Annotated in this window: 22 protein-coding genes and 1 pseudogene; 12 read left to right on the top strand and 11 right to left on the bottom strand. The window is 56.1% G+C overall.

Translation table 11 applies throughout. The features are described from left to right. Positions 1–321 precede the first annotated feature (321 nt). Positions 322–794 (top strand): annotated as a pseudogene (locus L6R44_RS03130) (Bcr/CflA family drug resistance efflux transporter); the annotation flags it as partial. On the opposite strand, the gene L6R44_RS03125 reads toward L6R44_RS03130, so the two are convergent. After that, positions 791–1,684 carry a LysR family transcriptional regulator gene (locus tag L6R44_RS03125; protein WP_237423225.1) on the bottom strand — a complete coding sequence of 298 codons (894 nt, stop codon included), beginning with the start codon at positions 1,682–1,684 and terminating at the stop codon, positions 791–793. The pseudogene L6R44_RS03130 and the gene L6R44_RS03125 overlap by 4 nt on opposite strands. Positions 1,685–2,066: 382 nt before the next feature. Beyond that, positions 2,067–2,966: a LysR family transcriptional regulator gene (locus L6R44_RS03120; RefSeq protein ID WP_032640121.1), complete on the bottom strand. Its 900-nt coding sequence runs from the start codon at positions 2,964–2,966 to the stop codon at positions 2,067–2,069. Between the two features lie 139 nt (positions 2,967–3,105). On the opposite strand from L6R44_RS03120, the gene L6R44_RS03115 reads away from it, so the two are divergent. The 7 genes from L6R44_RS03115 (at position 3,106) to L6R44_RS03085 (ending at position 7,564) form a co-directional block, all read left to right on the top strand. Then, a complete protein-coding gene (locus L6R44_RS03115; protein WP_032640119.1) occupies positions 3,106–3,414 on the top strand; it encodes a hypothetical protein in 309 nt (102 codons plus the stop codon). An 8-nt stretch (positions 3,415–3,422) separates the two neighbouring features. Continuing rightward, positions 3,423–4,112: a type 1 glutamine amidotransferase domain-containing protein gene (locus L6R44_RS03110; protein ID WP_237423224.1), complete on the top strand. Its 690-nt coding sequence runs from the start codon at positions 3,423–3,425 to the stop codon at positions 4,110–4,112. Positions 4,113–4,196: 84 nt separating this feature from the next. Continuing rightward, the gene (locus tag L6R44_RS03105) at positions 4,197–5,144 is read left to right on the top strand and encodes an aldo/keto reductase (RefSeq protein WP_237423223.1); all 948 of its coding nucleotides are present in this window, start codon (positions 4,197–4,199) and stop codon (positions 5,142–5,144) included. Between the two features lie 28 nt (positions 5,145–5,172). Further along, the gene (locus tag L6R44_RS03100) at positions 5,173–5,337 is read left to right on the top strand and encodes a hypothetical protein (protein WP_237423222.1); all 165 of its coding nucleotides are present in this window, start codon (positions 5,173–5,175) and stop codon (positions 5,335–5,337) included. A gap of 119 nt (positions 5,338–5,456) precedes the next feature. Further along, positions 5,457–6,023 carry an NAD(P)H-dependent oxidoreductase gene (locus L6R44_RS03095; protein WP_032640111.1) on the top strand — a complete coding sequence of 189 codons (567 nt, stop codon included), beginning with the start codon at positions 5,457–5,459 and terminating at the stop codon, positions 6,021–6,023. A gap of 26 nt (positions 6,024–6,049) precedes the next feature. Further along, a complete protein-coding gene (locus tag L6R44_RS03090) occupies positions 6,050–6,745 on the top strand; it encodes a putative quinol monooxygenase (RefSeq protein WP_237423294.1) in 696 nt (231 codons plus the stop codon). 15 nt (positions 6,746–6,760) lie between these two features. Beyond that, the gene (locus tag L6R44_RS03085) at positions 6,761–7,564 is read left to right on the top strand and encodes a carboxymuconolactone decarboxylase family protein (RefSeq protein WP_237423221.1); all 804 of its coding nucleotides are present in this window, start codon (positions 6,761–6,763) and stop codon (positions 7,562–7,564) included. 78 nt (positions 7,565–7,642) lie between these two features. Here L6R44_RS03085 and silA read toward each other — a convergent pair whose 3' ends face one another. From silA to L6R44_RS03065, 4 genes are read right to left on the bottom strand one after another with little or no spacing between them, the layout of a single operon-like run. Next, positions 7,643–10,783: a Cu(+)/Ag(+) efflux RND transporter permease subunit SilA gene (gene silA, locus L6R44_RS03080; RefSeq protein WP_237423293.1), complete on the bottom strand. Its 3,141-nt coding sequence runs from the start codon at positions 10,781–10,783 to the stop codon at positions 7,643–7,645. 10 nt (positions 10,784–10,793) lie between these two features. Continuing rightward, complete coding sequence (locus L6R44_RS03075; protein WP_237423220.1) at positions 10,794–12,044, bottom strand: efflux RND transporter periplasmic adaptor subunit; 1,251 nt, start codon at positions 12,042–12,044, stop codon at positions 10,794–10,796. An 11-nt stretch (positions 12,045–12,055) separates the two neighbouring features. After that, positions 12,056–12,397 (bottom strand): cation efflux system protein CusF, encoded by a 342-nt coding sequence (cusF, locus tag L6R44_RS03070; protein WP_237423219.1) that lies wholly within the window; start codon positions 12,395–12,397, stop codon positions 12,056–12,058. A 27-nt stretch (positions 12,398–12,424) separates the two neighbouring features. Next, positions 12,425–13,810 carry an efflux transporter outer membrane subunit gene (locus L6R44_RS03065; protein WP_237423218.1) on the bottom strand — a complete coding sequence of 462 codons (1,386 nt, stop codon included), beginning with the start codon at positions 13,808–13,810 and terminating at the stop codon, positions 12,425–12,427. Positions 13,811–13,971: 161 nt separating this feature from the next. Here L6R44_RS03065 and L6R44_RS03060 point away from each other — a divergent pair, with 161 nt between their 5' ends. Both L6R44_RS03060 and L6R44_RS03055 read left to right on the top strand, forming a co-directional pair. Further along, on the top strand, positions 13,972–14,655 hold the full coding sequence (locus L6R44_RS03060; protein WP_237423217.1) for a copper/silver response regulator transcription factor: 684 nt from the start codon (positions 13,972–13,974) through the stop codon (positions 14,653–14,655). Next, positions 14,645–16,099, top strand: a complete 1,455-nt coding sequence (locus L6R44_RS03055; protein WP_237423216.1) for a Cu(+)/Ag(+) sensor histidine kinase — start codon at positions 14,645–14,647, stop codon at positions 16,097–16,099. The genes L6R44_RS03060 and L6R44_RS03055 overlap by 11 nt, the downstream gene beginning before the upstream one ends. 4 nt (positions 16,100–16,103) lie before the next feature. Here L6R44_RS03055 and L6R44_RS03050 read toward each other — a convergent pair whose 3' ends face one another. Beyond that, positions 16,104–17,009 carry a LysR family transcriptional regulator gene (locus tag L6R44_RS03050; RefSeq protein WP_237423215.1) on the bottom strand — a complete coding sequence of 302 codons (906 nt, stop codon included), beginning with the start codon at positions 17,007–17,009 and terminating at the stop codon, positions 16,104–16,106. A gap of 117 nt (positions 17,010–17,126) precedes the next feature. Between L6R44_RS03050 and L6R44_RS03045 the strand changes: the two genes are divergently transcribed. Then, a complete protein-coding gene (locus L6R44_RS03045; protein ID WP_237423214.1) occupies positions 17,127–18,539 on the top strand; it encodes an MFS transporter in 1,413 nt (470 codons plus the stop codon). Positions 18,540–18,598: 59 nt separating this feature from the next. On the opposite strand, the gene L6R44_RS03040 is transcribed toward L6R44_RS03045, so the two are convergent. Genes L6R44_RS03040 through L6R44_RS03030 form a run of 3 tightly spaced genes read right to left on the bottom strand, consistent with a single transcriptional unit; the run spans position 18,599 to position 21,309 of the window. Beyond that, positions 18,599–19,594, bottom strand: a complete 996-nt coding sequence (locus L6R44_RS03040; RefSeq protein WP_237423213.1) for a DUF2891 domain-containing protein — start codon at positions 19,592–19,594, stop codon at positions 18,599–18,601. Between the two features lie 9 nt (positions 19,595–19,603). After that, on the bottom strand, positions 19,604–20,590 hold the full coding sequence (locus tag L6R44_RS03035; protein ID WP_032640569.1) for a DUF979 domain-containing protein: 987 nt from the start codon (positions 20,588–20,590) through the stop codon (positions 19,604–19,606). Further along, entirely contained in the window at positions 20,587–21,309 is a 723-nt protein-coding gene (locus tag L6R44_RS03030; protein WP_237423212.1) for a DUF969 domain-containing protein, read from the bottom strand. The genes L6R44_RS03035 and L6R44_RS03030 overlap by 4 nt, the downstream gene beginning before the upstream one ends. A 199-nt stretch (positions 21,310–21,508) precedes the next feature. Between L6R44_RS03030 and L6R44_RS03025 the strand changes: the two genes are divergently transcribed. After that, a complete protein-coding gene (locus tag L6R44_RS03025; RefSeq protein WP_237423211.1) occupies positions 21,509–22,054 on the top strand; it encodes a winged helix DNA-binding protein in 546 nt (181 codons plus the stop codon). Between the two features lie 2 nt (positions 22,055–22,056). On the opposite strand, the gene glgX is transcribed toward L6R44_RS03025, so the two are convergent. Further along, entirely contained in the window at positions 22,057–24,132 is a 2,076-nt protein-coding gene (gene glgX, locus L6R44_RS03020; RefSeq protein ID WP_237423210.1) for a glycogen debranching protein GlgX, read from the bottom strand. Positions 24,133–24,143 lie beyond the last annotated feature (11 nt).

Below are 24,143 nucleotides of genomic sequence, written 5' to 3'. Positions count from 1 at the left end.
CCGCATCTTTTCCTCGTCTTCCCAGGAGTTACGCTCATGATAGACCGAGTGCCCAAGCTCCCAGAGGTTCCAGTGCCTGATCTGCTAGTCTTGGCAACAATTGGCGGTTACCACGCATCCCACATCGACGGCTGGCCATACTTGAGATTGAGCTACAGGCGGACATTACTATTGAGCCTCTACATGTTTGGTGCGCATAATGTATATTATGTTAAATCACCTACTGTGGTAAATAAGTTCATAAGCCCCTTCCACTAACTTGGATAAGCCATAGTGACGTATTTTTCCCTCCTTGATCAAATCTCCCAGCGTTCCCGCGATATCACCTATTTCCATGTTGATCCGCAGCATTACGGTTGGTTATTTGCCGTCAACATTGAATGGGGCTAAGTGCGATTAACCGTCGCCTGGTGCAACGTTACCCTCTGGAAACGCTCTTAAAAGGTGCAGTACTGATTGCCGCTACTGCGTCCCTGATGCTGGCGGTTGCGACAAAACAGGATGTCGGTGGAATCGGCCTAATTGCTTTCGCAATCTTCATCCTGTTTTCAATGAATGGCATTATTGCCGCCACCGCAACGGCCGCCGCGCTGGATGCCGCTCCGAATGCTGCGGGGTCGGCTTCGGCACTGATTGGTTCACTCCAGTACGGCAGTGGCATCGTTTCATCATTGCTGTTGGCGATGTTCAGCGATGGAACCCAATGGACGATGGGCTGGATTATCACCCTTTTCACTTTGGCCAGTGCAGCTATGGCGCTGACCACCCGAATGAGCTCCGGTGATTTTTTTTAAGCGCTATAGCGTAACGTATCAATCATTAAGGCAAAGGCCGGTGGGTGCTGTTTTCTACTGGGATAATAAAGGTAATAACCGGGAAATACCGGGCTCCACTCCTGCAATACCTCAATGAGTGTTCCTGATTCAAGCTGCTGCTGAATCATGTCTTCAGGAACAAACGACAGGCCGAAGCCGTCTTCTGCCGCATCGATTCTTTCAGAGAGGTGATTGAAGGTAAGCTGGCCATCCACCTTTACCTGAAGCGGTTTTCCGTCTTTTTCAAACTCCCACTGATATAAGCCGCCCAACGTCGGAAGACGCATATTGATACAGCGATGGCGCTGAAGATCGTGTGGGGTATCAGGAATGCCATAGCGGGTAAAATAGTCGGGCGAACCCACCACGACCAGCCGCAGGTCTGGGCCGATGCGCACCGCGACCATATCTTTTTCGAGGCTTTCTCCGAGGCGAACGCCCGCATCAAAACGGCCTTCGACGATATTTACAAAGCCGTTATCAACAACCAGTTCAACATTAATTTCGGGATATTCACGCAGGAATGGTTTGAGTTTCGGCCACACCAGGCTTTTCGCCGCATGCTCTCCGGCTGAGATACGAATATTCCCGGCCGCCACGCCGTTAAGCTGCACCAGCTGTTCCAGTTCCTGTTCCAGCTCTGTCAGACGAGGCTCCAGACAGGCGATGATCCTCTCCCCCGCTTCCGTAGGTGCCACGCTGCGCGTGGTGCGTGTCAGCAGACGGATATTAAGTCTGGCCTCCAGCGCCTTCATGGCATGGCTCAGGGCTGACTGGGAAACACCAAGTTTGGCCGCCGCCCGGGTAAAACTTCGCTCCCGCGCCACGGCCAGAAAGAGCTGAAGTTCATTAAAGTTTTCTTTAAGCACCCGTATTCCCTAAGTGTGTTGGCTAAGAAATTAATCATGAGAAGAGTTCATAGAAGCAATCATTTTAGCCCCATTATTCTCAATAATCACAGTTGATACACTTATCACAGTGAAATGTTCCGATTACATAACAGGTTCATAATGAAAGTCTTAATTAAACATCTTTAACAGGCGGTGAAATCTGGCTGGTACTCTCTATTTCCCGACCAAAAAGTGCGGTAAATAACGGATGCAAAGAACCGTCCAAAGATGAGCAAATCGATTCTGGCACGAAGCGAATAGACTGACTGACCTGAAGGTCCGCAATGAGCCGTGAATTCAATGGGTCGATGCAACGCTATCCTTAATCAAAGGGGGGCTATGAAACGATGAACTGTTCTCTTTACTGCCCCATAGCGGATATCAGAAAATCAATCAGGGCCTTCACTCTTTTCGTTTTACCCGCGTTTTTGGGGTAATAAAGATACACTGGCGGATAGGTTTTCCAGTAGCTCTCCATCACGGGAATAAAATGCTCCCTGTCGGGCTGTAACTGCCAGATTGGTTCAAACAAACGTCCAATTCCAAGCCCGTTACGGATCCCGTCAGCCATAACATCAATATCGTTGCTGATTAACTGCCCGGGCATCTCAACCGTCAACTGCTCTCCGCGATCGTTCAGGATCAACGGAAGGATGCGGTTGTTAGTGATGAAACGGTAGCCAATCAGCTTGTGTTGGCCTAGATCTGACGGCACCTCAGGCATTCCGTGCTCGCTGATATAAGCTGAGGATGCATATAACCCTTCACGAAAGGGTTTCATTAACGGTCGCGCCACTACCCCACCCTCAAGGATATCGCCAAAACGGATCCCAAGATCAAAACGCTCTTCGATAATATTCACGGTACCGTCGTAGACCGATATTTCCAACTGTATACCCGGATATTGCTGACAGAATTTCGCCATGGCAGGCTTAAGAATTAACAGATAGGCAAAACGCGAGAGCGTGATCCGAACGATACCAGAGGGCTCCTGATTCTGGTCGCGAATGCTTTCAAGCGAATTTTCCAGCGACTCCACCGCCGCAGCGGTCTGTTCCAGCAGCAGCTGCCCGGTTTCCGTCAGCTCAATACGGCGCGTCGTACGCACAAAAAGCGGATGGCCAATATGCTCTTCCAACAGCTTTAGGGCATTACTTACTGAGGGCGGCGTAATTTCCAGTTTTCTTGCGGCTGCTGAAATATTGCCCTCACGTGCAATGCTCTGAAAGATGCGTATCTGGTTATAAAGGGCGTTATTCATAATGCATTCCTTGAGCAATCTCTGCCTGATTATTAAGTACAGCCTAATGATGCTTAAGTCAATCTCCCTCTAATCTTCCTGAAATGCGCCTCTTATACTTTACTCTCTTTCTACACCGACCTGAGATCAGGAGACAAAGATGCGTATTTTATGTCTGGATATCCCCGCTCCTGGAGCATCGCTGGAAAGCTATGCTCCGCACCTTAACGCTGAAGCGTTGCACGCCTGGGGATTGTATAAATCCGGCTTCATCCGCGACATCTACTTCCGTCAGGACAGACCTGGCGTCGCTATTTTTCTTGAATGTGACTCTGTCGATGAGGCGATGAACGTCATGGCCGAATTCCCGCTGGCAAAAGCAGGCTTACTAAGCTTCGAGTGCATTCCGCTTGGCTCATTTATTAACTGGGAAAATCTCTTTGCCGCTGAATTTAAAAATAAAGAGTGAGGCCCGATATGAAACCTGCAGATAAACCCGTGCTGTGTGTCGTTTCCAGCCACCCGATTAAAGGCGCATCCGGCGTACCGACCGGTTTTTTCCTGGCAGAGCTGACGCATCCGCTGAAAGTGCTGGAAGATGCCGGACTAAAAACGACGATAGCCAGCATTCGCGGGGGACAGCCTCCGGTGGATGGATTTGACCTCAGTGACCCTGTCAACGCCTGGTACTGGAACGAAACCAATTTTCAGCAGCGTCTGGCAACCACCCCTGCGCTATCGGAGCTGAACGGTGCCGATTATAGCGCCGTTTTCTTTGCGGGCGGGCATGGCACCATGTGGGATTTCCGTGACAGCCAGGATGCCCAGCGCATTATCCGCGAAGTGTATGAAAGCAATGGGATTGTCTCAGCCGTCTGCCACGGCCCGGCGGCACTGGTTGACGCCAGGCTCTGCAGCGGCGAATACCTGGTGAAAGGCAAAAACGTGGCGGCCTTTACCAACAAGGAGGAAGAAGAAGTACAAACGACGAACGTTGTTCCTTACCTTCTGGAAACAGCACTCCGCGAGCATGGCGCACTTCATCATGAAGCACCAAACTGGTCTGAAAACGTGGTTACCGACGGTCGCCTGATCACGGGGCAAAATCCCGCTTCAGCGCAAGGTGTCGGTGTAGCGCTGTTAAATGCCCTTCGCCAGACAGCTTAAGCCATTCATTTCTCTTTCACCGTTACTCACCCTCTTTGGCCGGTTTACATCAGCAACATTCCGGCCTTTTTTCAGGAGCTGAATATGAAAAACCTTCCTCCCGTCGCGCTCGGCACCTGGTCCTGGGGCACAGGCTTTGCCGGTGGCGACACTGTATTCGGTAATCATCTTTCTGATACTCAGATGGCAGAGGTGTTCACCACGGCCATGAGTAAGGGCCTCAATCTCTGGGATACCGCTGCTGTCTACGGCATGGGAAGTTCCGAGGCAGCGCTGGGAGCATTAGCCCGTCAGTGTGTTCGCGAGGACATGATTTTATCCACTAAATTCACGCCGCAGATTGCGGACGAACAGTCAGCGCAGCCTGTCAGCGATATGCTTGAGGCCAGCCTTGGACGTCTGGGCGTGGACGCGATTGATCTCTACTGGATCCACAATCCTTTGGACGTCGAGAAATGGACGCCAGGACTGATCCCACTTTTGCAAAGCGGCAAGGTCAAACGCGTCGGTGTGTCCAACCACAATCTGGCACAAATCAGACGCGCCAACGAGATCCTTAACGCTTCCGGTTATTCCATCAGTGCAGTACAGAATCATTACAGCCTGCTCTATCGCGCTTCTGAAGAGGCCGGGATCCTTGAGTATTGCCGAGAAAATAACATCACGTTCTTTGCTTACATGGTCCTTGAGCAAGGCGCGCTCAGTGGTCGTTATGATTCAAATCATCCCATGCCTGCCGGAAGTGGCCGGGCCGAAAGTTATAACGCCGTACTGCCGCAGATAGAGAGATTAACCGCCGCCATGAAAAAAATGGGGGCCGATAGGAATGCCAGCGTTGCGCAGATAGCCATCGCATGGGCTATTGCGAAAGGTACCCTTCCACTCATCGGTGTGACTAAAGTCCAACACGTTCTGGACGCCGCCAGCGCTTCAGATATCCAGTTACGCGATGAGGAAATCAGCCTGCTGGAACAACTCGCTGCAGAGACCAGAGTGGATACACGAGGCGCATGGGAAAAACCGATGGTGTAAACCCCGTCTTTGTATGAAGGCTAAGAATATGAAAATCATTTGCCTCAAAGAAGATTATCTCGACAGCGAGTTAGGGCGAGCGTGTATGCCCGTTGCGCTTGAGCAGGCGCCTTTCCTTGGTGACTGGGGGAAAACCGTCGCTGATGGTCATCATCCGGACCGAAGCCGGCCGCATGATGACCGGGCACAATAAGTTCGGCCGACCATTATTAGTTTTTGTCTAAAAGTGAATGAGCCTTTACTGCTCTAAAAAAAATAATGGTGTCACTCTATACTGGGTTAAATATTCACCAAGACATTTAACCTATTGAAATGAAAAATATCCTTGTTATTTCAGGTCATCCTGAGCTGAACCGTTCCGTCGCCAACGCCACTATCCTCGATGAAGTGGCGAGCGCCCTTCCCGATGCTGAAATTCGTCGTCTGGACTGGCTCTATCCGGACGGCAAATTCAACATCGCCGCGGAGCAGGAAAGCCTGCTCAGGGCCGATGTGATTGTCTGGCAGTTCCCTTTTTCCTGGTATGGGCTGCCCGGGTTAATGAAACAATGGCTGGACGAGGTCTTTGTCCACGGCTTCGCGCATGGCTCAACGGCGAAACTGGGCGGTAAAAAGCTGATCCTCTCCTTCACTACAGGGGCGCCGCAGGCGCTCTATACCGCTGACGGTTTCTTTGGCCATCCCATTGAAGCGTATCTTATTCCGTTCGAGACCACGGCAAGGCTGTGCAATCTCGAACTACTGGCGCCGGTTTATACCTGCGGTATCAGCTACGCCGACCGGGATGCCGACAAAATCGCGCAGCAAAAAGCGCTTGCCCGGGAACACGCTTCAAGGCTTGTCGATGTGCTCAACATCGTTTGTAAAGGATCCTCGTGAAAAAGACTCTTATGCTTTTAATTTGCATGCTAATCAGCAGCCCTGTCTTTGCAACAAAACTGGACGCGCCGGATAAGGTAGTGATGAATATCTTTGAGCTAGGCGTCAGGCCCGATCGGGACAACGACTTTGCAGACGTGGCCAGGCAGACGATTTCCGCTTCGGTTGATCATGAAGCAGCTACGCTGGCGATGTATGCCCTGCAACGCAGCGACAATCCACGTCAGGCATTCATGGTCGAACTCTATGAAAATGAGAGTGCTTATCGCAAACATCTCAATGCCGCCCCATACAAAGCATTCGCTGCTCGTGCACCTGACATTATTGACAGTAAAAATAAAATCGCCCTGGAGCCACAGTTTCTGGGCGATAACCACATTATACCGAATGAGCGAACCATCAATAATCTGGTGATCGTCGAGGTAAAGCCTGAATTTCAGAGCGAATTTAAAAACATCGTCCTTCCTGAAATGGCCGAGTCGCTCAAAGTAGAGAAAGGCGTGTTAGCCATGTATGCCGGTACAGATTCAGAGACGCCAAACCGCTGGTATTTCTATGAGATTTACGCCAGTGAGGAGGATTATCAACTGCACCGACAAACGCCGCACTTCCTGGATTACCTCAGGCAAACGGCGCATATGAGCGCCAGGAAGGACGCTATCCCGGTAAAACCGGTATTTCTTCGTAACAAAGGCGGAATCAAACAGGATCCGCAACGTTGACCAGTAAGGACTAACATGAAAAGCGTACTTGCAGCGGCGGCCATGTCGCTTGTTATTTCTGATTTTGCCAATGCTGAGGAAACAAGAGGTAAAGCTATGATGAAAATTGAACCTTCAGCGATCTCGGAAGCTGATATTCGTGCCGTCTCACCGGCTCTCGCACGCTTTGGTCGCGAAGCTATTACTGAAGATCTGTGGACACGCGACGCCCTCTCGCCCAGGGATCGTAGTGTGGTAACCGTCGCCATGCTGATAGCCCGCAACCAGCCTGCCGAGCTTAAGCACTATATTGACGTCGCTCTCGATAGCGGCGTGACGCCAGCGGAATTATCAGAAATCATTACCCATCTGGCGTTCTACTCAGGTTGGCCAAATGCAATGTCAGCCGTCGGCGTGACAAAAGCGGTTTTTGAATCTCGCGGCGTCACGGCAGATGCACTTCCTGAAGCTTCTCCGGACCTGCTTCCCCTCAATCAGGAAGCAGAAAAGCAGCGTTCAGAGACGGTGGAAAAAAACGTGGGCCCAATATCTCCAGGCCTGGTTAAATTCACTGCCGATCCACTCTTCCTGGATCTCTGGCAAAGACCCGCTCTGAAACCCCGCGACAGAAGCCTGATTACGGTCAGCGCGTTAATCGCATCCGGACAGAGCGCGCAGATTGGCTATCACCTTAACAGAGCGATGGATAATGGACTTTCTGCTGAGGAGGCTGGTGAAATCGTTACCCAGGCTGCGTTCTACGCTGGCTGGCCAAATGCATTTACCGCTGCCCCGGTTGTCGGAGAGGTGCTAAACAATCGATCATTGAGTAAAAGGTAATATAACTGAACACTAAAACCTGAGGTTCCGATGTTGCATGGCTTTCTTGTAAAAAAACCGCCGCGACCGGCGGTTTTTTTATGCCTTCCTATGCCTGCGCAACCAGATTAACTTATACGCCGCAGGAATAATAAACAGCGACAACAGCGGCGCGGTGATCATCCCGCCGATCATCGGCGCCGCTATACGGCTCATGACTTCTGACCCGGTCCCCGTCCCCCAGAGAATGGGCAGCAGCCCCGCGATGATCACCGCAACGGTCATCGCCTTTGGTCGCACGCGAAGCACGGCACCATGATAAAGAGCATCATCAAGCCCCTGCTCGGTGAACGTTTCCCGATGGGACAGCGCAGGATGCGCTTCAATGGCATGACGTAAATACATCAGCATCACCACGCCAAACTCCGCCGCGACCCCGGCCAGTGCGATAAAGCCCGTGCCGGTTGCCACAGACATATGAAAGCCCTGCCAGTAGAGGAACCATATCCCGCCTACCAGGGCGAAAGGCAGACTCATCAGGATCAGCAACGCTTCATCCACGCGCCGGAACGCCAGGTACAGCAGAATGAAGATGATCATCACCGTCATCGGCACCATCAGCTTTAGCTTCTTGTTCGCGTGCTCGAGCAGTTCAAACTGTCCGGAGAATGACACGCTAGTACCTGGCCGCAGCTTCACGCGCTGACCGATGGCCGTCTTGATGTCACTCACCACCGATACCATATCCCTGCCCCGCGCATCGATGTAAATCCAGCTGGCGGGTCGGGCATTCTCCGTTTTCAGCATCGTGGGGCCGGAAACAACCTTGATATCAGCCACATCGCCCAGCGTGATCTGCTGCTTCATCGGCGTCAGGAGCGGCATCTGCTTCAACGCGCTCGGGCTGTTCCGGTAGTCCTGCGGATAGCGAACATTAATCGGGTATCGGGCGACGCCTTCCACCGTTTCGCCCACCGTCGCCCCGCCGATAGCCGAGGAGACGAACAGCTGCACGTCGCCCACCGTCATCCCGTAGCGGGACGCTTTTTCCCGGTTGATATCCACATCAATATAGCGCCCGCCCTCCAGGCGTTCAGCCAGGGCCGACACCACGCCCGGCACCGTTTTGGCGACCGCTTCAATGCTCTGCGCCGTCGCGTCGATATCAGCCAGAACGGTACCGGACACCTTGATGCCGATGGGGCTTTTTATCCCGGTTGACAGCATATCAATGCGGTTGCGGATGGGCGGAACCCAGAGATTTGCCAGGCCGGGCAAACGAACGGTTTTATCCAGCTCGTCAATAATCTTGTCAATCGTCATGCCGGGCCGCCACTGGTCCGCGGGTTTAAGCTGAATGGTGGTTTCCACCATTTCGAGCGGCGCGGGATCCGTTGCCGTTTCGGCCCTACCGGTCTTGCCGAAAACAGACGCCACCTCCGGCACGGTTTTGATGAGCTTGTCCGTCGTCTGCAGGATCGCCGCCGCTTCTGCCGGAGAGACGCCGGGAAGCGTGGACGGCATATACAGCAGATCGCCTTCGTTGATCTTCGGCAGAAACTCTCCGCCCACCTGGCTCAGGGGCCAGATCACCGTGAAGATGGATAAGGCCGCAATCAGCAGGGTTGTTTTTGGCCAGTTGAGCACCCGAAGCAGAAGCGGATGATAGGCGTTAATCAGCCATCGGTTCAGCGGGTTACTGTTCTCTGCGGGGATTTTCCCGCGGATCCAGAAGCCCATCAGGATGGGGATCACGACGATGGCCAGCGCGGCCGCGCCCGCCATCGCGTACGTTTTGGTGAAGGCCAGCGGACCAAACAGCCGCCCCTCCTGCCCCTCGAGGGTAAAGATGGGAATGAAGGATAAGGTGATGATCAGCAGGCTGATAAACAGCGCCGGGCCAACCTCGACAGAGGCATTGGTGATCACCTTCCAGCGGGTGGCGTTATCAATCTGCTCTCCCGGATGCTGGTGATCCCACTCCTCCAGCCGCTTGTGCGCGTTTTCAATCATGACGATGGCGGCATCCACCATCGCGCCGACGGCAATGGCAATGCCTCCCAGCGACATGATATTGGCATTTAGCCCCTGGAAATGCATGATGATAAAGGCAATACACAGGCCAAGCGGCAGAGAGATAATCGCCACCAGCGCGGAGCGGACGTGCCAGAGGAACAGCGCGCAGACGATGGCCACCACGATAAACTCTTCGAGAAGCTTGCCGCTCAGGTTATCAATGGCCCGGTCGATGAGCTGGCTGCGATCGTAGGTGGTGACAATCTCGACGCCTTCCGGCAGGCTGGCCTTCAGCGTCTCCAGCTTATCCTTCACCGCTGAAATGACCTCGCGCGCGTTTTTGCCCGAACGCAGGATCACCACGCCGCCCGCCACTTCACCCTGCCCGTTCAGCTCGGCAATACCGCGCCGCATTTCCGGCCCCGTTTGCACGCGCGCAACATCGCGCAGGTAAATCGGAACCCCGTTCACGCCGGTTTTGAGCACGATATTATTGAAATCTTCTATCGTCTGCAGATAGCCGCTGGCGCGGACCATATACTCCGCTTCCGCCATTTCCACGGACGATCCCCCTGCTTCCTGATTAGACGCCTCAAGCGCCTGCTTAACCTCCGGCAGGGTAATGCCGTACTGGGCCAATTTTAACGGTTCGATCTGAATTTGATACTGCTTCACCACGCCGCCAACCGAGGCTACCTCAGCCACGTTTGGAATCGTTTTCAGCTCAAATTTCAGGAACCAGTCCTGCAACGAGCGCAGCTCGGCGAGATCGTGCTTTCCGCTGCGATCCACCAGCGCATACTCAAATATCCAGCCCACGCCGGTCGCGTCAGGACCGATTTCGGAACTCACGCCGGCAGGCAGTTTGCCCTGAACCTGATTCAGGTACTCCAGCACGCGCGAACGGGCCCAGTACAGATCGGTGCCATCTTCAAAAATGACGTACACGTACGAATCACCAAACTGCGAAAAACCGCGCACGGTCTTTGCGCCGGGAACCGAGAGCATGGTGGTAGTCAGCGGATAGGTCACCTGGTTTTCAACAATCTGCGGAGCCTGTCCGGGATAGCGGGTTTTGATAATCACCTGAACGTCAGAGAGATCGGGCAAGGCATCGACCGGGGTGTTGATGATGGTCCATGCCCCCCAGACGCTGAGGAACAGCGCCCCCATCATGACCAGAAAACGGTTGGCCACTGACCGTCGGATAATCCATTCAATCATCATCGTCTCCTTAATGGCCAGCATGCGCGTCGTGAGCGGTTTCAGCCTGACGCATGCGCTCCAGCGCGCCGGTGATATTGGCCTCCGAGTCAATCAGGAACAGACCGCTGACCACCACCGACTCCCCCTCTTTCAGGCCAGAACCAATGCCGGACTGCTGCTGAGATTCATGCAGTACGTGTATTTTTTTCGGCACAAAGCGCCCCTCTGCGTCAACGGTAATGACGCGCTGCTCCCTGCCGGTATCGATAACGGCCTGGGACGGGATCAGCAGCATCTCCTGACTTTGGGTATTCAGCTGCAGGTATGCATTCATGCCCGGTTTCAGCAGCTCATCCTTATTAGAGACCTGCAGGCGAACCTGCAGCGTACGGGTGGCAGGATCCACGCTCGGCAGAAGATTCCATTTTTCCACCGGGAAGGTTTTATCCGGATATGCCGGTATGGAAACGGCAAACTGCGAGGTATCTTTCAGCAGATATGCAATGGACTCAGGCACTGCCGCGCCGATCCAGACCGGATCCATCCCCTGTATTTGCGCTACCACCTTATCTTTCGAAATGTTCATGCCGGTACGCAGGTCAAATGCCGTAATCACCCCGTCGATCGGCGCCCTGATGGTAAACCGGGTCTGAATGGTGCGGGTCGCACGCAGCCTCTGAACATCCTCCTCCGGCATCCCGGCCAGCCGAAGCCGTTCCAGAACGCCTTTTATTTGCGTTGGCGTTCCGCCGGTGCCGGATAGCAGCAGATACTCGCTCTGGGCCTCAACCCAGTCAGGAAGGGTAATATCAATCAGCGGCGCGCCTTTCTTTACCTTATCGCCAATCGTCAGCGGGTAAACTTTCTCCACGAACCCGTCCGCGCGCGCCTGCACAATGACAAACTGATAGTCGTTGTAGCTGACGTTGGCTGGGATCGTCTGGCTATAATTCAGCGTTCCGCGCGTCACCTTTTGCGTTTTTAATCCCAGGTTCTGAACCTGCGTGGGGTCAATACGTATTCCGGCACCGCTTTTATCATCATTTTCATCCGCATATTTCGGCACCAGGTCCATATCCATAAACGGCGATTTACCCGGCTTATCGAATTTAACGTCCGGCTTCATCGGGTCATACCAGAAAAGTACCTTTCTTTCTGGTGCGCTACTTTCCGTTTTTACAGATGAATGAAAAACCTGCCATGCAGTCACCGATATCAGCCCCCCCGCAATAAGGCTGCTGACTATCATGGCAGCGTATTTTATTTTTAAAGATGCCATGCTGCTTCTCGCTATTTAATGCTCTTCAGTAAAGAGATATTGCCCTGCTGGACAAACGAAAAATCAACGTGGCTACCAACTTTTAAGGCATTGATACTCTCGTCAGCCTGAAGAAAGGTGAAACGCATCGTCATCGCGGGCCAGCCCACCGCCGGGATAGCATCATGGGCAATAGTGACTTTTTTATTCGTGAGATCAATATCCTTGATAATGCCAGTCCCCTTTATGATCTGCTCTGAGGTTCCTTCACTGGCAACATTCATTCCTGCGTGCTGATGTACTTCGGCCTGAAGGCTGGCGGAAAACATTACGGCGATCGCGCCGAAGGCAAGGGTTTTAAGTGAATTACGCATTTTACTTTCCTGTTTAATGAAATGAATTTATTCGACCCAGCCGCCGCCCAGCGCGGTGAAGAGAGTAATTTCATTCACCTGACGGGCATAAATAAGGTCGAGAATAGTTTGCTGCGTGGAGAACAGAGAACGTTCTGCATCAAGCACTTCGATATAGCTCACTGCACCGCTGGAATATAACCCTCTGGCACGTTGCAGGGTAATATTCAGCGAATTAAGATACCGCTGCTGGGCATTAATTTGCTGGTTAATGCTCTCCCGCAGCGCGAGCGCGTCGGCAACCTGTTTAAAGGCGGACTGAATTTTTTGTTCGTAATTCACAACCGACTGCTGCTGGCGAATTTCAGCCAGCTTCAGGTTGGCTTTATTCCTGCCTGCATTAAAAATGGGGATATCAATTTTAGGGATAAAATTCCACATCCCACTGCCCGTCGTGAAAAGGCTGGACAGTTCCGTGCTGCCCGTTGAAAGCCCGCTGGTCAGGGAAATGGACGGGAAAAAGGCCGCGCGCGCCGCGCCGATATTCGCATCGGCCGCTTTAAGCTGATATTCCGCCTCCATGATATCCGGACGCTGCAGCAGTATCGCGGAGGAAAGATGGGGCGGCAGCCTGACCGGCGCAATATCGCTGGCGTTCATGCCGCCGTCGCCCGGCAGCGCGCGATACGTCCCCAGCACCAGCTGTAGCGCATTATTGGCCTGCGCCAGCTCCCCCTCTCGTTTGGCAATCTCTGCCTGCGCGCTTTCGATCTGCCCCTGGGCCTGTTCCAGCGCCAGGACGTTCGCACTGCCCGTCACAAGCTGCTGCTCAACGAACGCAAAAGACTGTCGGTAATTTTTCAGCGTATCCCGCGCGATACGCAGCTGTTTATACGCCAGCTGCTGGTTGAAATAGCTCTGCGACACGTTAGAGACGAGCAGAATATGCACCGCCCGGCGGGCTTCCTCGCTGGCAAAATAGTTTTGTCTGTCGGCCTCACTCATGTTCTTCAGCTTGCCGAAGAAATCGAGTTCATAGCTCAGCGCAAGACCCGCGTCGTACTCCTGCTCGGTGGGTTTGTCATTTTTCAGCCCTCCGCCGTAGGTGATACCCGCGGACGCGTTCAGCTGAGGATAACGATCCGCATCCGTTACGTTGAGCTGCGCCCGGGCTTCTTCAACCTTCAGGGCGGCCATTTTGATATCGCGGTTATTTTTCAGGGCTTCCGTAATCAACCCGGCTACCTGAGGGTCGACAAAAAAGTTGCGCCAGCCGGTGTCCTGATACCCGGCCTGCGCGGGGCTCAGGCCGTTGCGCGAGAGCGAAAACTGCTGGGGCACCGGCGGCGCCGGAGGCGGGTACTCAGGGGCCAGCGAGATGCAGCCAGCGAGGATAAACACCGTACCGATGCTGAGTCGTTTTAACGGGAACATAATGGTTCAGATAGAGTCCAGATTATTTTTAGGGCTACTCTACTGAACGCATCCTGTTTGACGGGTGACAGGATAATGACAATGTTGTCATTTATGGCGTAAGTCATTGTTAACGGCCTCAGGCTCACTAGAATGTCGTCAGCAGCCAGTAGGGGAAAAAGATGAAAATACTGATCGTTGAAGACGAAATGAAAACCGGGGAATACCTCAGCAAGGGGCTGACCGAGGCGGGGTTTGTGGTGGACCACGCTGACAACGGCCTGAACGGCTACCATCTCGCCATGACGGCGGAATACGATCTGCTGATCCTCGATATCATGCTGCCCGACGTGAACGGCTGGGATATTGTCCGCATGCTCCGCTCCGCCGGAAAAGGAATGCCCATCCTGCTGCTCACGGCGCTCGGTACGATTGAACACCGGGTTAAGGGGCTTGAGCTGGGCGCAGATGACTATCTGATCAAGCCTTTCGCCTTTGCTGAGCTGCTCGCCCGGGTGAGGACGCTGCTGCGACGCGGAAATACGGTGATCGCGGAAAGCCAGCTTCAGGTGGCGGACCTGACGGTTGACCTCGTGTCGAGAAAGGTCAGCCGGGCCGGGAATCGCATCCTGTTAACCAGCAAAGAGTTCAGCCTGCTGGAGTTTTTTATGCGCCATCAGGGGGAAGTGCTTCCCCGCTCCCTGATTGCCTCCCAGGTGTGGGACATGAACTTTGACAGCGACACGAACGCGATTGACGTGGCGGTAAAGCGGCTGCGGGCAAAAATCGATAACGATTTTGAACCGAAGCTGATCCAGACGGTGCGCGGCGTAGGCTATATGCTGGAGGTACCGGATGCGCGTTAAGCCCCTCCGACGCCCTTTCTCTCTTGCGCTGCGGCTGACCTTTTTTATCAGCCTCTCGACAATACTGGCCTTTTTCGCCTTTACCTGGTTTATGCTCCATTCCGTTGAAAAGCACTTCGCCGAGCAGGATATCAGCGACCTCCAGCAAATCAGCACCGCGATGCACCGCATACTGCAGTCTCCGGCCGATCCCGACCAAAAGAAAATCAGCAAGATCAAAGAGTCGATCGCCAGCTACCGCAACGTGGCCGTCCTGCTCCTGGATCCGCAGGGAAATACCCTGTTCAGCTCGGCACAGGGGGCAGCACTGCGCCCTGCACTCAATACAGCGGATTTCGACGCACACCGTCGCGCGCGGGACGTCTTTCTCTTGACGGTTGAAGACCCCGGCACGCCCATGCACGCCGGGTCCGGCATGAACATGGAAACGTACCGGATCGTCGCCTCTGCTGGCGCGGCGACGCTGCAGGGCAAAACCCAGGACTACGTGATGCTGATCGGGCTCTCCATTAATTTTCATCTCCACTATCTTGAGGCGCTGAAAAAAAACCTTCTGGCGATTGCCGCGGTTATCAGCCTGCTGATTATTCTTGTCATCCGCATCGCGGTGCGCCAGGGACATTTGCCCCTGCGTAACGTCAGCAACGCCATTCAAAATATCACCTCAGAGAATCTGGACGCGCGGCTGGAGCCGTCCCGCGTGCCCGTTGAGCTGGAACAGCTGGTCATCTCCTTCAACCAGATGATCGAAAAGATTGAAGATGTCTTTACCCGTCAGGCGAATTTTTCCGCCGATATCGCCCATGAAATCAGAACGCCCATCACCAACCTGGTGACGCAAACGGAAATCGCGCTGAGCCAGCACCGCTCGCAGAAAGAGCTGGAAGATGTGCTGTACTCCAGTCTGGAAGAGTACAACCGAATGACCCGCATGGTCAGCGACATGCTTTTTCTGGCGCAGGCGGATAACAATCAGCTGATCCCCGACCGGGTAATGTTTGACTTAAGTGCCGAGGTGATGAAAGTCTTCGATTTCTTCGAAGCCTGGGCGGAAGAACGCAATATCATGCTGAAATTCAACGGGAAGCCCTGCCTGATTGAGGGCGATCCGCAGATGTTAAGAAGAGCAATAAGCAATCTGTTATCCAATGCCCTGCGCTATACGCCGGGAGGTAAAACGGTCACGGTCTCCATCAGAACGCGGAATAACGACGTAGAGCTGGTGACGGAAAACCCCGGCACGCCGATCCCGCAGGAGCATCTGCCAAAGCTGTTTGACCGTTTTTATCGCGTCGATCCGTCCAGGCAGCGCAAAGGCGAAGGCAGCGGGATCGGGCTTGCCATCGTGAAGTCCATCGTCACCGCGCATCACGGAAAAGTCCGCGTGGAATCGGATGCGGTATCCACTCGCTTCATCCTCTGCGTACCGGGAAAAACGACCTGAGCGCTTAGCGCACAGAGCGGCACACCTCCAGAACCGTCTCCCTGAGCCACCGGTGCGCCGGGTCCTTCTCCATGCGCGGATGCCACATCTGTGACACCGTGATGGCTCGGGCTTTAAACGGCAGCTCAAAGACGTGCACGCGCTCGTTCATCGGCTGATTAAGCAAGTACAACGCGGGCACCATTGCAATCAGGTCGGAGGCCAGCGCCACGGATAGCGCCGTCGGAAAGCCGGGCACTACGCTGGCGATCTTGCGCGTCATCCCGCGCTCCGCCAGCGCCTCATCGGCAAACCCGTGTAATGAGCCGTCCGGCGAGGCCACCACGTGACCCCACGCGACATAATCGTCAAGCGTGACGTCAGGCTGTAATGACAGCGGATGCCCCTTGCGCACCGCGCCAACAAACCGATCCTGGAAAAGCCGCTGCAGCCGTATCTCTGGCCCCATATTGCTCTGCACGCCAATCTCCAGGTCGACAAGCCCCTCCCGCAAATAGCGCGACGTTTTTTCCGGTTTTGGCGCAAAGCGGATGCATACCCCGGGCGCAGCGCTCGCCACCGCCGCGATGAGCAGCGGCCCAAAGGCCACCACAAAACCGTCGTTGGCACGGATGGTAAACAGCCGTTCGAGGCCTTCCACCTTCAGCGCGTCGGTAGAGGGCTGCAGTACCGCCCTTGCCTCCTGTACGGCGTTTCTGGCGCGGTCCCGGGTCGCTTCGGCCCAGGGCGTCAGCACCATATGACGCCCTGCACGCACCAGGATAGGGTCGCCGGTCACCTCCCGCAGCCGGCTCAGGGTGCGGCTCATGGCGGAAGCGCTGAGATTCAAACGACGCGCCGCGCCCGCGACGCTGGCTTCCGCCAGCAAAACGTCGAGCGCAGCCAGCAGGTTAAAATCAGGATCGGACATGATAAATCTCCAGATGTGGCGTTACGCGCAACGATAAAGTGCAAATGCTGCGTCTTCCGCCCTGTATAGCGCATGATTATAGTCTCGTCATCACTATTCTTATCCGGAGTAACGACGATGACGATCTTCTCAAACCAGCCCGGCGATGAAGGTTTACCCGGGCATGAACGCGCCCGGGTCCTGGCCGCCGTCATGACCACCACGCTGATGGGCGTCTTTGACGGCACCATGATCAACATCGCGCTCCCCTCCATGGCAAGGGCGATGCAGGTCCCCGCGAACGTTGCGGTCTGGTTCGCCAATGGTTATCTGCTGTCTGCGGCCATGACGCTCGCCATCTTTGCCGCGCTGGCGGCGCGCGTGGGCTATCGCCCGGTGTTTCTGGCCGGGCTTGCCACCTTTACGCTCACCTCGCTCGGCTGCGCGCTGGCAACAGCGCCGGAAATGTTAATCGGCATGCGTATTCTGCAGGGCATCGGCGGCGCGGCCACCCTGAGCATCGCCCCGGCAATCCTGCGTTCCGTTTTTCCGGGCCGACTGCTTGGCCGCATTCTGGGGCTGCACGCCCTGCTTATCGCCTCCAGCACGGCGATTGCCCCCGTGTTGGGCGGGACGATACTGGACGCGCTGAGCTGGCAGTGGCTGTTCGCCATTAACCTTATTCCGGGCAGCATCGCCCTGCTGCTGGCATGGCGGGCCTTACCGCGGGAATCGGCCGTGGACCGTACTCCCTTTGATGTGCCGGGCGCCGTGTTCTCCGCCGCGCTGTTAGGTTCGGCGATTATGCTGGCCGACAGCCTTCAGCGGGTGACGCAAGGCATTAACCTGGCGGCCACAGGCTGGGGGCTGCTCACGCTGTTCAGCGCCCTCGCCTTTATCTTGCGCATTCGGCGCGCGCAACATCCCATCCTGCCGCCCGTCATGTTTAAAAACGGACGCTTCACCCTCGCCGCGCTGACCTCGCTGGCGTCGTTTGTGAGCCAGGGCATCACCTTTGTCGCGCTGCCGTTCCTGTTTCAGAGCGTGTATGGCTACAGCCCGGCGGTGTCGGCGCTGCTGTTCACCCCGTGGCCGATTGGCATCGTGCTGATCGCGCCGCACGCGGGGCGCTGGGCGGATAAAATCTCCGCGCCGCTGATCTCGACAATCGGGCTAATGATATTTGTCGGCGGGCTGGTCCTGCTGGCGACGCTGCCGGACAATCCTTCCGCATGGAATATCTGCCTGCGCAGCCTGGTGTGCGGGATGGGGTTTGGGTGCTTCCAGAGCCCCAATAATCGGGAAATGCTCGCTAACGTGGCGCGGGAATATGCCAGCTACGCCTCCGGCGTGTTGTCGATTGTGAGGACGTTTGGCCAGTGTCTCGGCGCCGCTACGGTGGGGGTTCTGCTTGCGATGACCGGAGCAGACCATGACCGGGCCGTGCATCTGGCGCTGTGGATTGCGGTGATGGCCTCAACGGGATCGGTATTGTTTAGCCTGAGCAGGCTGCGCCCGGCGGCGCTGCGCTTGCACGGGCCTACAGGATAATTTCACCATGTAGGCCGGATAAGCGCAGCGCCATCCGGCAAGAAAGACGACTCGTTCGTTTACTCCAGCGCCAGCAGCGCAAAGCTCGCCAGCCAGTGCCCGCCGCTGTAGTGGCTGCCGACCACGTGCTCGACGCTCGCCGCCAGATGCTTCGCCACCGCCTCGCGCAGCGCCTGCTGCGCCGGATGGTTTGCGGGAAGCGCGCGAGCAATATGCTTCATGCACCACGCGCGGCTGAGGTTTAACCCGTCGAGATGGGCAATTTTCGGGTCGGTACGATCGCTCACTTCCGCCGGGTTCATCAGCGCGGCAACGGAACCGACATCCGGCAGGAACGCGTCAAACCAGGCCGGAAAGTCTTCGGACACCTTGCTCATCAGCAGCGCTTCCGTCAGCGCGCCGGAAATATACTCGTCTCCGCCGGGTTCGTAGTGCGCCGGATAGCGCGTGTCGGCGAGATAAAAGCGGTCCGCCGCCGTCAGTATCGCCTGCTCAAGCGCGTTATCTCCTGCGGCTCGGGCATAATCGATCGCCAGCGCGAGGGCAAACGCGGTGTTGTAGTGTGTCCCGACGCGGATCGGATAGGTGAGCTTGCCGAGATAATCCACCAGCCGGTTGCGAATGTCCTGGGTGAGCGGCTCGAGCGTCCGGGACCAGCCTGCGGCCTGCGGCAGCAACGACTGTTTCAGCTCCTGGGCCAGCGCCAGCAGCCAGCCGTAGCCGTACGGCCGCTCAAACGAGGCGCGGAACGGCGCGGTAAAATAGGCCAGTTCCTTAGCCACGTTCTCTTCGGTCAGGTGTTCGTCAAATAGCGCGACGATTTCATCCCGGCACGGCAATTCGGGATAGAGACGCACGCAGCGCAGCAGCAGCCAGTAGCCGTGCACCGCCGAGTGCCAGTCAAAGCAGCCGTAGAAAATCGGGTGCAGTTCGCGAGGCGGCAGCACGTCACCATCATCATTCAGCAGGTGCATGATGTGGTTCGGGTATTCCTGGCGCAGATAGGTTAAAGGCATGCGGGCAAACGCGTCGGCCTGATGTTGCGTTAATTCCATAACAGCTCCTTAGCGAAACACGAGGAAATACATTAAGAACACGTTCACCACCAGCAGGGTTAACGCGGTCGGGATCTGGATCTTGATCACCTGATATTTGTCCTTCAGCTCCAGCAGCGCGGCGGGAACGATGTTGAAGTTCGCGGCCATCGGCGTCATCAGCGTGCCGCAGTAGCCCGCGTACATGCCAATCGCCAGCAGCGGCGCCGGGTTGCCGTGATGCACGTTGATCAGAAACGGCAAGGCGATCCCCGCGCTCAGCACCGGGAAGGCCGCAAAGGCGTTACCCATGATCATGGTAAACAGCGCCATCCCCACGCAGTAAATCACCACCAGCATGAAGCGGCTATCCGGGTTCACGAACAGGCTCACCACCTTTTGCACGGAGTCACCGGTGTTGGCGGCCACGAACACCCCGCCCAGCATGGCCAGCATCTGCGGCAGGATCACCGCCCAGCCGATGGTATCCACAAGACGGCGAGACTGGCGAACCGCGTGCAGCGGCGTGCCCTTCGTCAGCCACCAGCCGGTGAGGATCGCCGCGACGCAGGCCACGCAGAGCGCCGCAAGGGTAAGCTGTTTCTGGTCAAGAAGATAAACGCCGCCAATCGACACGCCCTTCAGGAACAGGGTCCCGATAACCGTCACCACGGGGATCATCAGCGCGGGCAAAAACAGCCAGTTTTTCAGCCGGTTCGATGAGGCAACGCGCTCCTCGTCGGATGCCATTTTATAATGCCCTTTCCCAACCAGGCCAAACCCCGCCAGCAGCGCGATGGCGATCACGCCGCCGCCAATAATCCGGTACGCCAGCGATTTTCCCAGCTCCTGAACCATCAGGTCGCCAAACAGGAAGATCCCGCCAAACAAGAACCAGAACAGCGCCGTGGTAAAACGTTTAGGATTGGCGCGATCGCGCAGGGTCATCACAACCAGCAGCATCACGATAAAACCAATCAGGTAGTACACGCGGTTAATGGTGATAAGGGTCATCATTGCGCGGCCTCCTGCGTACCCTGCTCCGCGCGCCAGGCCATCACGTCGCGACGGATGCTGGCATCCAGGCGCAGCAGGCGAGCCATATGAATAATCAATGCCGCAATGGCGGTTGGAATGGCCCACAGGCCAATATGCAGCGGTTCGATGCCCGGAATACCGTTCTCTTTCAGGAACGCGTCAATCAGCAGCACCGCGCCAAAGGCAATAAAGATATCTTCCCCAAAGAAGACCGCGATGTTGTCACACGCGGCGGCATGGGCTTTGATTTTGTCGCGAATGTGCTGCGGCAGCTCGCCGTATTCGTTCAGCGCTGCCCCTTCGGCCATCGGCGCCAGCAGCGGGCGCACCGTCTGGGCATGACCGCCCAGCGACATCAGCCCCAGCGCGGCGGTGCCTTCGCGGGCAACGAAATAGAGCATCAGAATACGCGCCGAGGTGGCGCTGGCGATCTTCGCCACCCAGGCCTGGGCGCGCTCCTTAAGCCCGTAATATTCCAGCAGGCCAATCACCGGCAGGATCAGAATGAAGGTGGCCAGCGATCGGCTGTTCACGAACTTTTCGCCAAAGGTCTCCAGCAGCATCCCGAAATCCATACCGACCAGCAGACCCGTCGCCAGCCCAGCCACCACGACCACCAGCAGCGGGTTGAAGCGCAGTGCAAAACCAATAACCACGATCGGAATCCCGATCAGCGGCAGCAGCGTAGTACCGTCCATAACGTTTACCCTATCGAAAGTGAGCGTTGCGCGCCGACGGCTATTTTTTTAATTTGCGGCGAGCGATGTTGTGTTTTTGGGCAGGCTTCACAAAACCTGCGCTAAAAAGCTATATCTGAACCTCAAAAACATGTAAACAAATTATCAATAAAATGTTCTTATTTTATCGATGAGTTTACATTTCTGGCTAAGGAACGTTATGACCCCGAAAAAGAGTGCTTCACCCGATCGCGACGATATCAACGACGGTCGGATCGTCTCCTCCCGCCACCTGGTGTCGGAGCGCTGCGCGGAGCTGTCAGAGCTGGAGTACGCGCTGATCATGACCAGCAACGCGTTTAATAAATGGATGGTGCGCTGCATGACCGCCGCGGGCGAGCCCGACATGGGCGCCTTTGACGTCTCGCTGCTCCATCACGTAAACCACCGCGACCGCAAAAAAAAGCTGGCCGATATCTGCTTCGTCCTCAACGTGGAAGATACGCACGTGGTGACCTATGCCCTGAAAAAGCTGGTTAAAGCGGGCTACGTGACGAGCGAGAAAGCGGGCAAAGAGCTCTTTTTCTCCACCACCGAGGAAGGGAAAGCGCTGTGCATGAAATACCGTGACGTGCGGGAGGCGTGTCTGATCGCGATCCACGCGGAGAGCGGCATTGCCGGGAAGTCGATTGGCGAGACCGCGCAGCTGTTACGCACGATCTCCTCCCTGTATGACACCGCCGCCCGGGCGGCGGCGTCGCTATGAGCTTAAGGACGCCTGAACAGGGTAATACTGCGCCCGGCCAGGTCATATTCTACGGCATCGGCGATCGCTGTCCCGGCGGCAGCGTCGTTCGCCGTAGAGAGCTCCAGCACCCATCCCCCTTCACCAAACTGCGGGATCTGGAACGGCACGGTGCCTTCAAACGGGTTGAACAGCATCAGCACGTCGTGCCAGATGCCCTCCTCCTGCCGGAGATCCGGCCTGCTGATGGAGACCCCGAGCGTTGAGCCTTCATCCCACTGCTCCGCCTTCTGCGGGCCGCCTCCGGCATTGAACCAGCGGATCTCCAGCCCGTCGCGCCAGCTCTCACGGCGCAGCAGCGGCTGCTGCGCGCGAAGCGCAATCAGCCGTCGGGTAAAGTCGCGCAGCGCGGCGTCGTTTTCGGACAGCCCCTTCCAGTCGATCCACGAGATCTCACTGTCCTGACAGTAGCCGTTGTTGTTGCCCTTCTGCGTGCGGCCAAACTCGTCCCCCGCCAGCAGCATCGGCGTGCCGTGGGAGAACAGCAGCGTGGTCAGGAAATTGCGCTTTTGCCGTTCGCGGGTAGCAATAATATCCGGGTTTTCCGTCGGCCCCTCCTCGCCGTAGTTGTACGAACGGTTATCGTTGTGCCCGTCGTTATTGTCCTCGCCGTTGTCGGCGTTATGCTTTTCGTTGTACGACACCAGGTCATTCAGCGTAAAGCCGTCATGGGCGGTGATGAAGTTGACGCTGGCCCACGGGCGACGCCCGCGCAGATCGTACAGATCGCCAGAGCCGAGCAGCCGCGCGGCAAAGTCCGTGGAGACGTTATCGCCCTTCCAGTATTCGCGAACGGTATCGCGATATTTGTCGTTCCATTCTCCCCAGCCCGGCGGAAAACCGCCGACCTGATACCCGCCGGGACCAATATCCCAGGGTTCACCGATCAGCTTCAGCCGGGACAGGACCGGATCCTGAGTCACGGCGTCGAAGAAACCGCCGCGCGGGTCAAACCCTTCCGGCTCGCGGCCCAGAATGGTCCCGAGATCAAAACGAAAACCGTCTATGTGCATGGATTCCGCCCAGTAGCGCAGGGAGTCCATCACCATCTGCAGCACGCGCGGGTGCGAGGTATTCACCGTGTTGCCCGTCCCGGTGTCGTTGATGTAATACCGGTGCTGGTCGGGCAGCGTGCGGTAGTAGCTGTAGTTATCGATCCCCTTAAACGAGAGCGTGGGGCCAAGCTCGTTCCCCTCCGCCGTGTGGTTATACACCACGTCCAGAATCACCTCGATGCCCGCATCATGGTACGCGCGCACCATATCGCGAAAGCCCTGGATCCCCGCCGGGCCGCAGTAGCGCGACGCCGGAGCAAAAAAACCGAGGGTGTTATAGCCCCAAAAGTTCTTCAGTCCGCGGTCGAGCAGGTGCTGGTCGTCCGGAAACCAGTGCACCGGCAGCAGCTCCACCGAGGTGATGCCCAGGCTTTTGATGTAGTCGACCGAGGCTTTGTGCCCCATCCCTTCAAACGTCCCCCGCAGCTCGGGCGGAATGGCCGGGTTCATCTGTGTAAACCCTTTTACGTGGCTCTCATAAACAACGGTATGCGGCCAGGGCACGTTCGGTCGGCTGCCGTCCTGCCAGTCAAAGGCGTTCGGGTCGATGACCCTGCATTTCGGCGTGAACGGCGCGCTGTCCCGCGTATCAAAGCTCAAATCTAATTCGTCGTGCCCCAGCTCATAGCCAAAATGGGCGTCGTTCCAGTCAATATCGCCCACCAGTTCCCGGGCGTAGGGATCGATAAGCAGCTTATGCGGGTTGAAGCGGTGACCGTTCTCCGGGTCGTAAGGGCCGTGGACGCGATAGCCGTAAAGCGCACCGGGCTTCAGATCGGGTACGTAGCCGTGCCAGACCTCGTGGGTATATTCCGGAAGCGTCAGCCGGGCGATTTCCGTTTTCCCGGACGGGTCAAACAGACAGAGCTCCACCCGCTCGGCGTGGGCGGAGAACAGCGCGAAGTTGACCCCCTTCCCGTCATAATTAGCCCCCAGCTGCTGGCCATCACCGGCCCGAATTTCAAACGTAGTATCCTTTGCCATTGTCGTTCTCC

It is taken from the genome of Enterobacter cloacae complex sp. ECC445, from assembly GCF_021892025.1.
Taxonomy (GTDB): domain Bacteria; phylum Pseudomonadota; class Gammaproteobacteria; order Enterobacterales; family Enterobacteriaceae; genus Enterobacter; species Enterobacter chengduensis.
The sequence above is the reverse complement of the archived record's forward strand: the minus strand, read 5'-3'. Positions and strand labels throughout refer to the sequence as shown.

What these genes read in the sequence shown, in the direction of transcription:
- L6R44_RS03120 (WP_032640121.1), bottom strand. Translation starts at nt 2,966, where the DNA reads ATGAATAACGCCCTTTATAACCAGATACGCATCTTTCAGAGCATTGCA.
- L6R44_RS03115 (WP_032640119.1), top strand. Translation starts at nt 3,106, where the DNA reads ATGCGTATTTTATGTCTGGATATCCCCGCTCCTGGAGCATCGCTGGAA.
- L6R44_RS03110 (WP_237423224.1), top strand. Translation starts at nt 3,423, where the DNA reads ATGAAACCTGCAGATAAACCCGTGCTGTGTGTCGTTTCCAGCCACCCG.
- L6R44_RS03105 (WP_237423223.1), top strand. Translation starts at nt 4,197, where the DNA reads ATGAAAAACCTTCCTCCCGTCGCGCTCGGCACCTGGTCCTGGGGCACA.
- L6R44_RS03100 (WP_237423222.1), top strand. Translation starts at nt 5,173, where the DNA reads ATGAAAATCATTTGCCTCAAAGAAGATTATCTCGACAGCGAGTTAGGG.
- L6R44_RS03095 (WP_032640111.1), top strand. Translation starts at nt 5,457, where the DNA reads ATGAAAAATATCCTTGTTATTTCAGGTCATCCTGAGCTGAACCGTTCC.
- L6R44_RS03090 (WP_237423294.1), top strand. Translation starts at nt 6,050, where the DNA reads ATGCTAATCAGCAGCCCTGTCTTTGCAACAAAACTGGACGCGCCGGAT.
- L6R44_RS03085 (WP_237423221.1), top strand. Translation starts at nt 6,761, where the DNA reads ATGAAAAGCGTACTTGCAGCGGCGGCCATGTCGCTTGTTATTTCTGAT.
- silA (WP_237423293.1), bottom strand. Translation starts at nt 10,783, where the DNA reads ATGATTGAATGGATTATCCGACGGTCAGTGGCCAACCGTTTTCTGGTC.
- L6R44_RS03075 (WP_237423220.1), bottom strand. Translation starts at nt 12,044, where the DNA reads ATGGCATCTTTAAAAATAAAATACGCTGCCATGATAGTCAGCAGCCTT.
- cusF (WP_237423219.1), bottom strand. Translation starts at nt 12,397, where the DNA reads ATGCGTAATTCACTTAAAACCCTTGCCTTCGGCGCGATCGCCGTAATG.
- L6R44_RS03065 (WP_237423218.1), bottom strand. Translation starts at nt 13,810, where the DNA reads ATGTTCCCGTTAAAACGACTCAGCATCGGTACGGTGTTTATCCTCGCT.
- L6R44_RS03060 (WP_237423217.1), top strand. Translation starts at nt 13,972, where the DNA reads ATGAAAATACTGATCGTTGAAGACGAAATGAAAACCGGGGAATACCTC.
- L6R44_RS03055 (WP_237423216.1), top strand. Translation starts at nt 14,645, where the DNA reads ATGCGCGTTAAGCCCCTCCGACGCCCTTTCTCTCTTGCGCTGCGGCTG.
- L6R44_RS03050 (WP_237423215.1), bottom strand. Translation starts at nt 17,009, where the DNA reads ATGTCCGATCCTGATTTTAACCTGCTGGCTGCGCTCGACGTTTTGCTG.
- L6R44_RS03045 (WP_237423214.1), top strand. Translation starts at nt 17,127, where the DNA reads ATGACGATCTTCTCAAACCAGCCCGGCGATGAAGGTTTACCCGGGCAT.
- L6R44_RS03040 (WP_237423213.1), bottom strand. Translation starts at nt 19,594, where the DNA reads ATGGAATTAACGCAACATCAGGCCGACGCGTTTGCCCGCATGCCTTTA.
- L6R44_RS03035 (WP_032640569.1), bottom strand. Translation starts at nt 20,590, where the DNA reads ATGATGACCCTTATCACCATTAACCGCGTGTACTACCTGATTGGTTTT.
- L6R44_RS03030 (WP_237423212.1), bottom strand. Translation starts at nt 21,309, where the DNA reads ATGGACGGTACTACGCTGCTGCCGCTGATCGGGATTCCGATCGTGGTT.
- L6R44_RS03025 (WP_237423211.1), top strand. Translation starts at nt 21,509, where the DNA reads ATGACCCCGAAAAAGAGTGCTTCACCCGATCGCGACGATATCAACGAC.
- glgX (WP_237423210.1), bottom strand. Translation starts at nt 24,132, where the DNA reads ATGGCAAAGGATACTACGTTTGAAATTCGGGCCGGTGATGGCCAGCAG.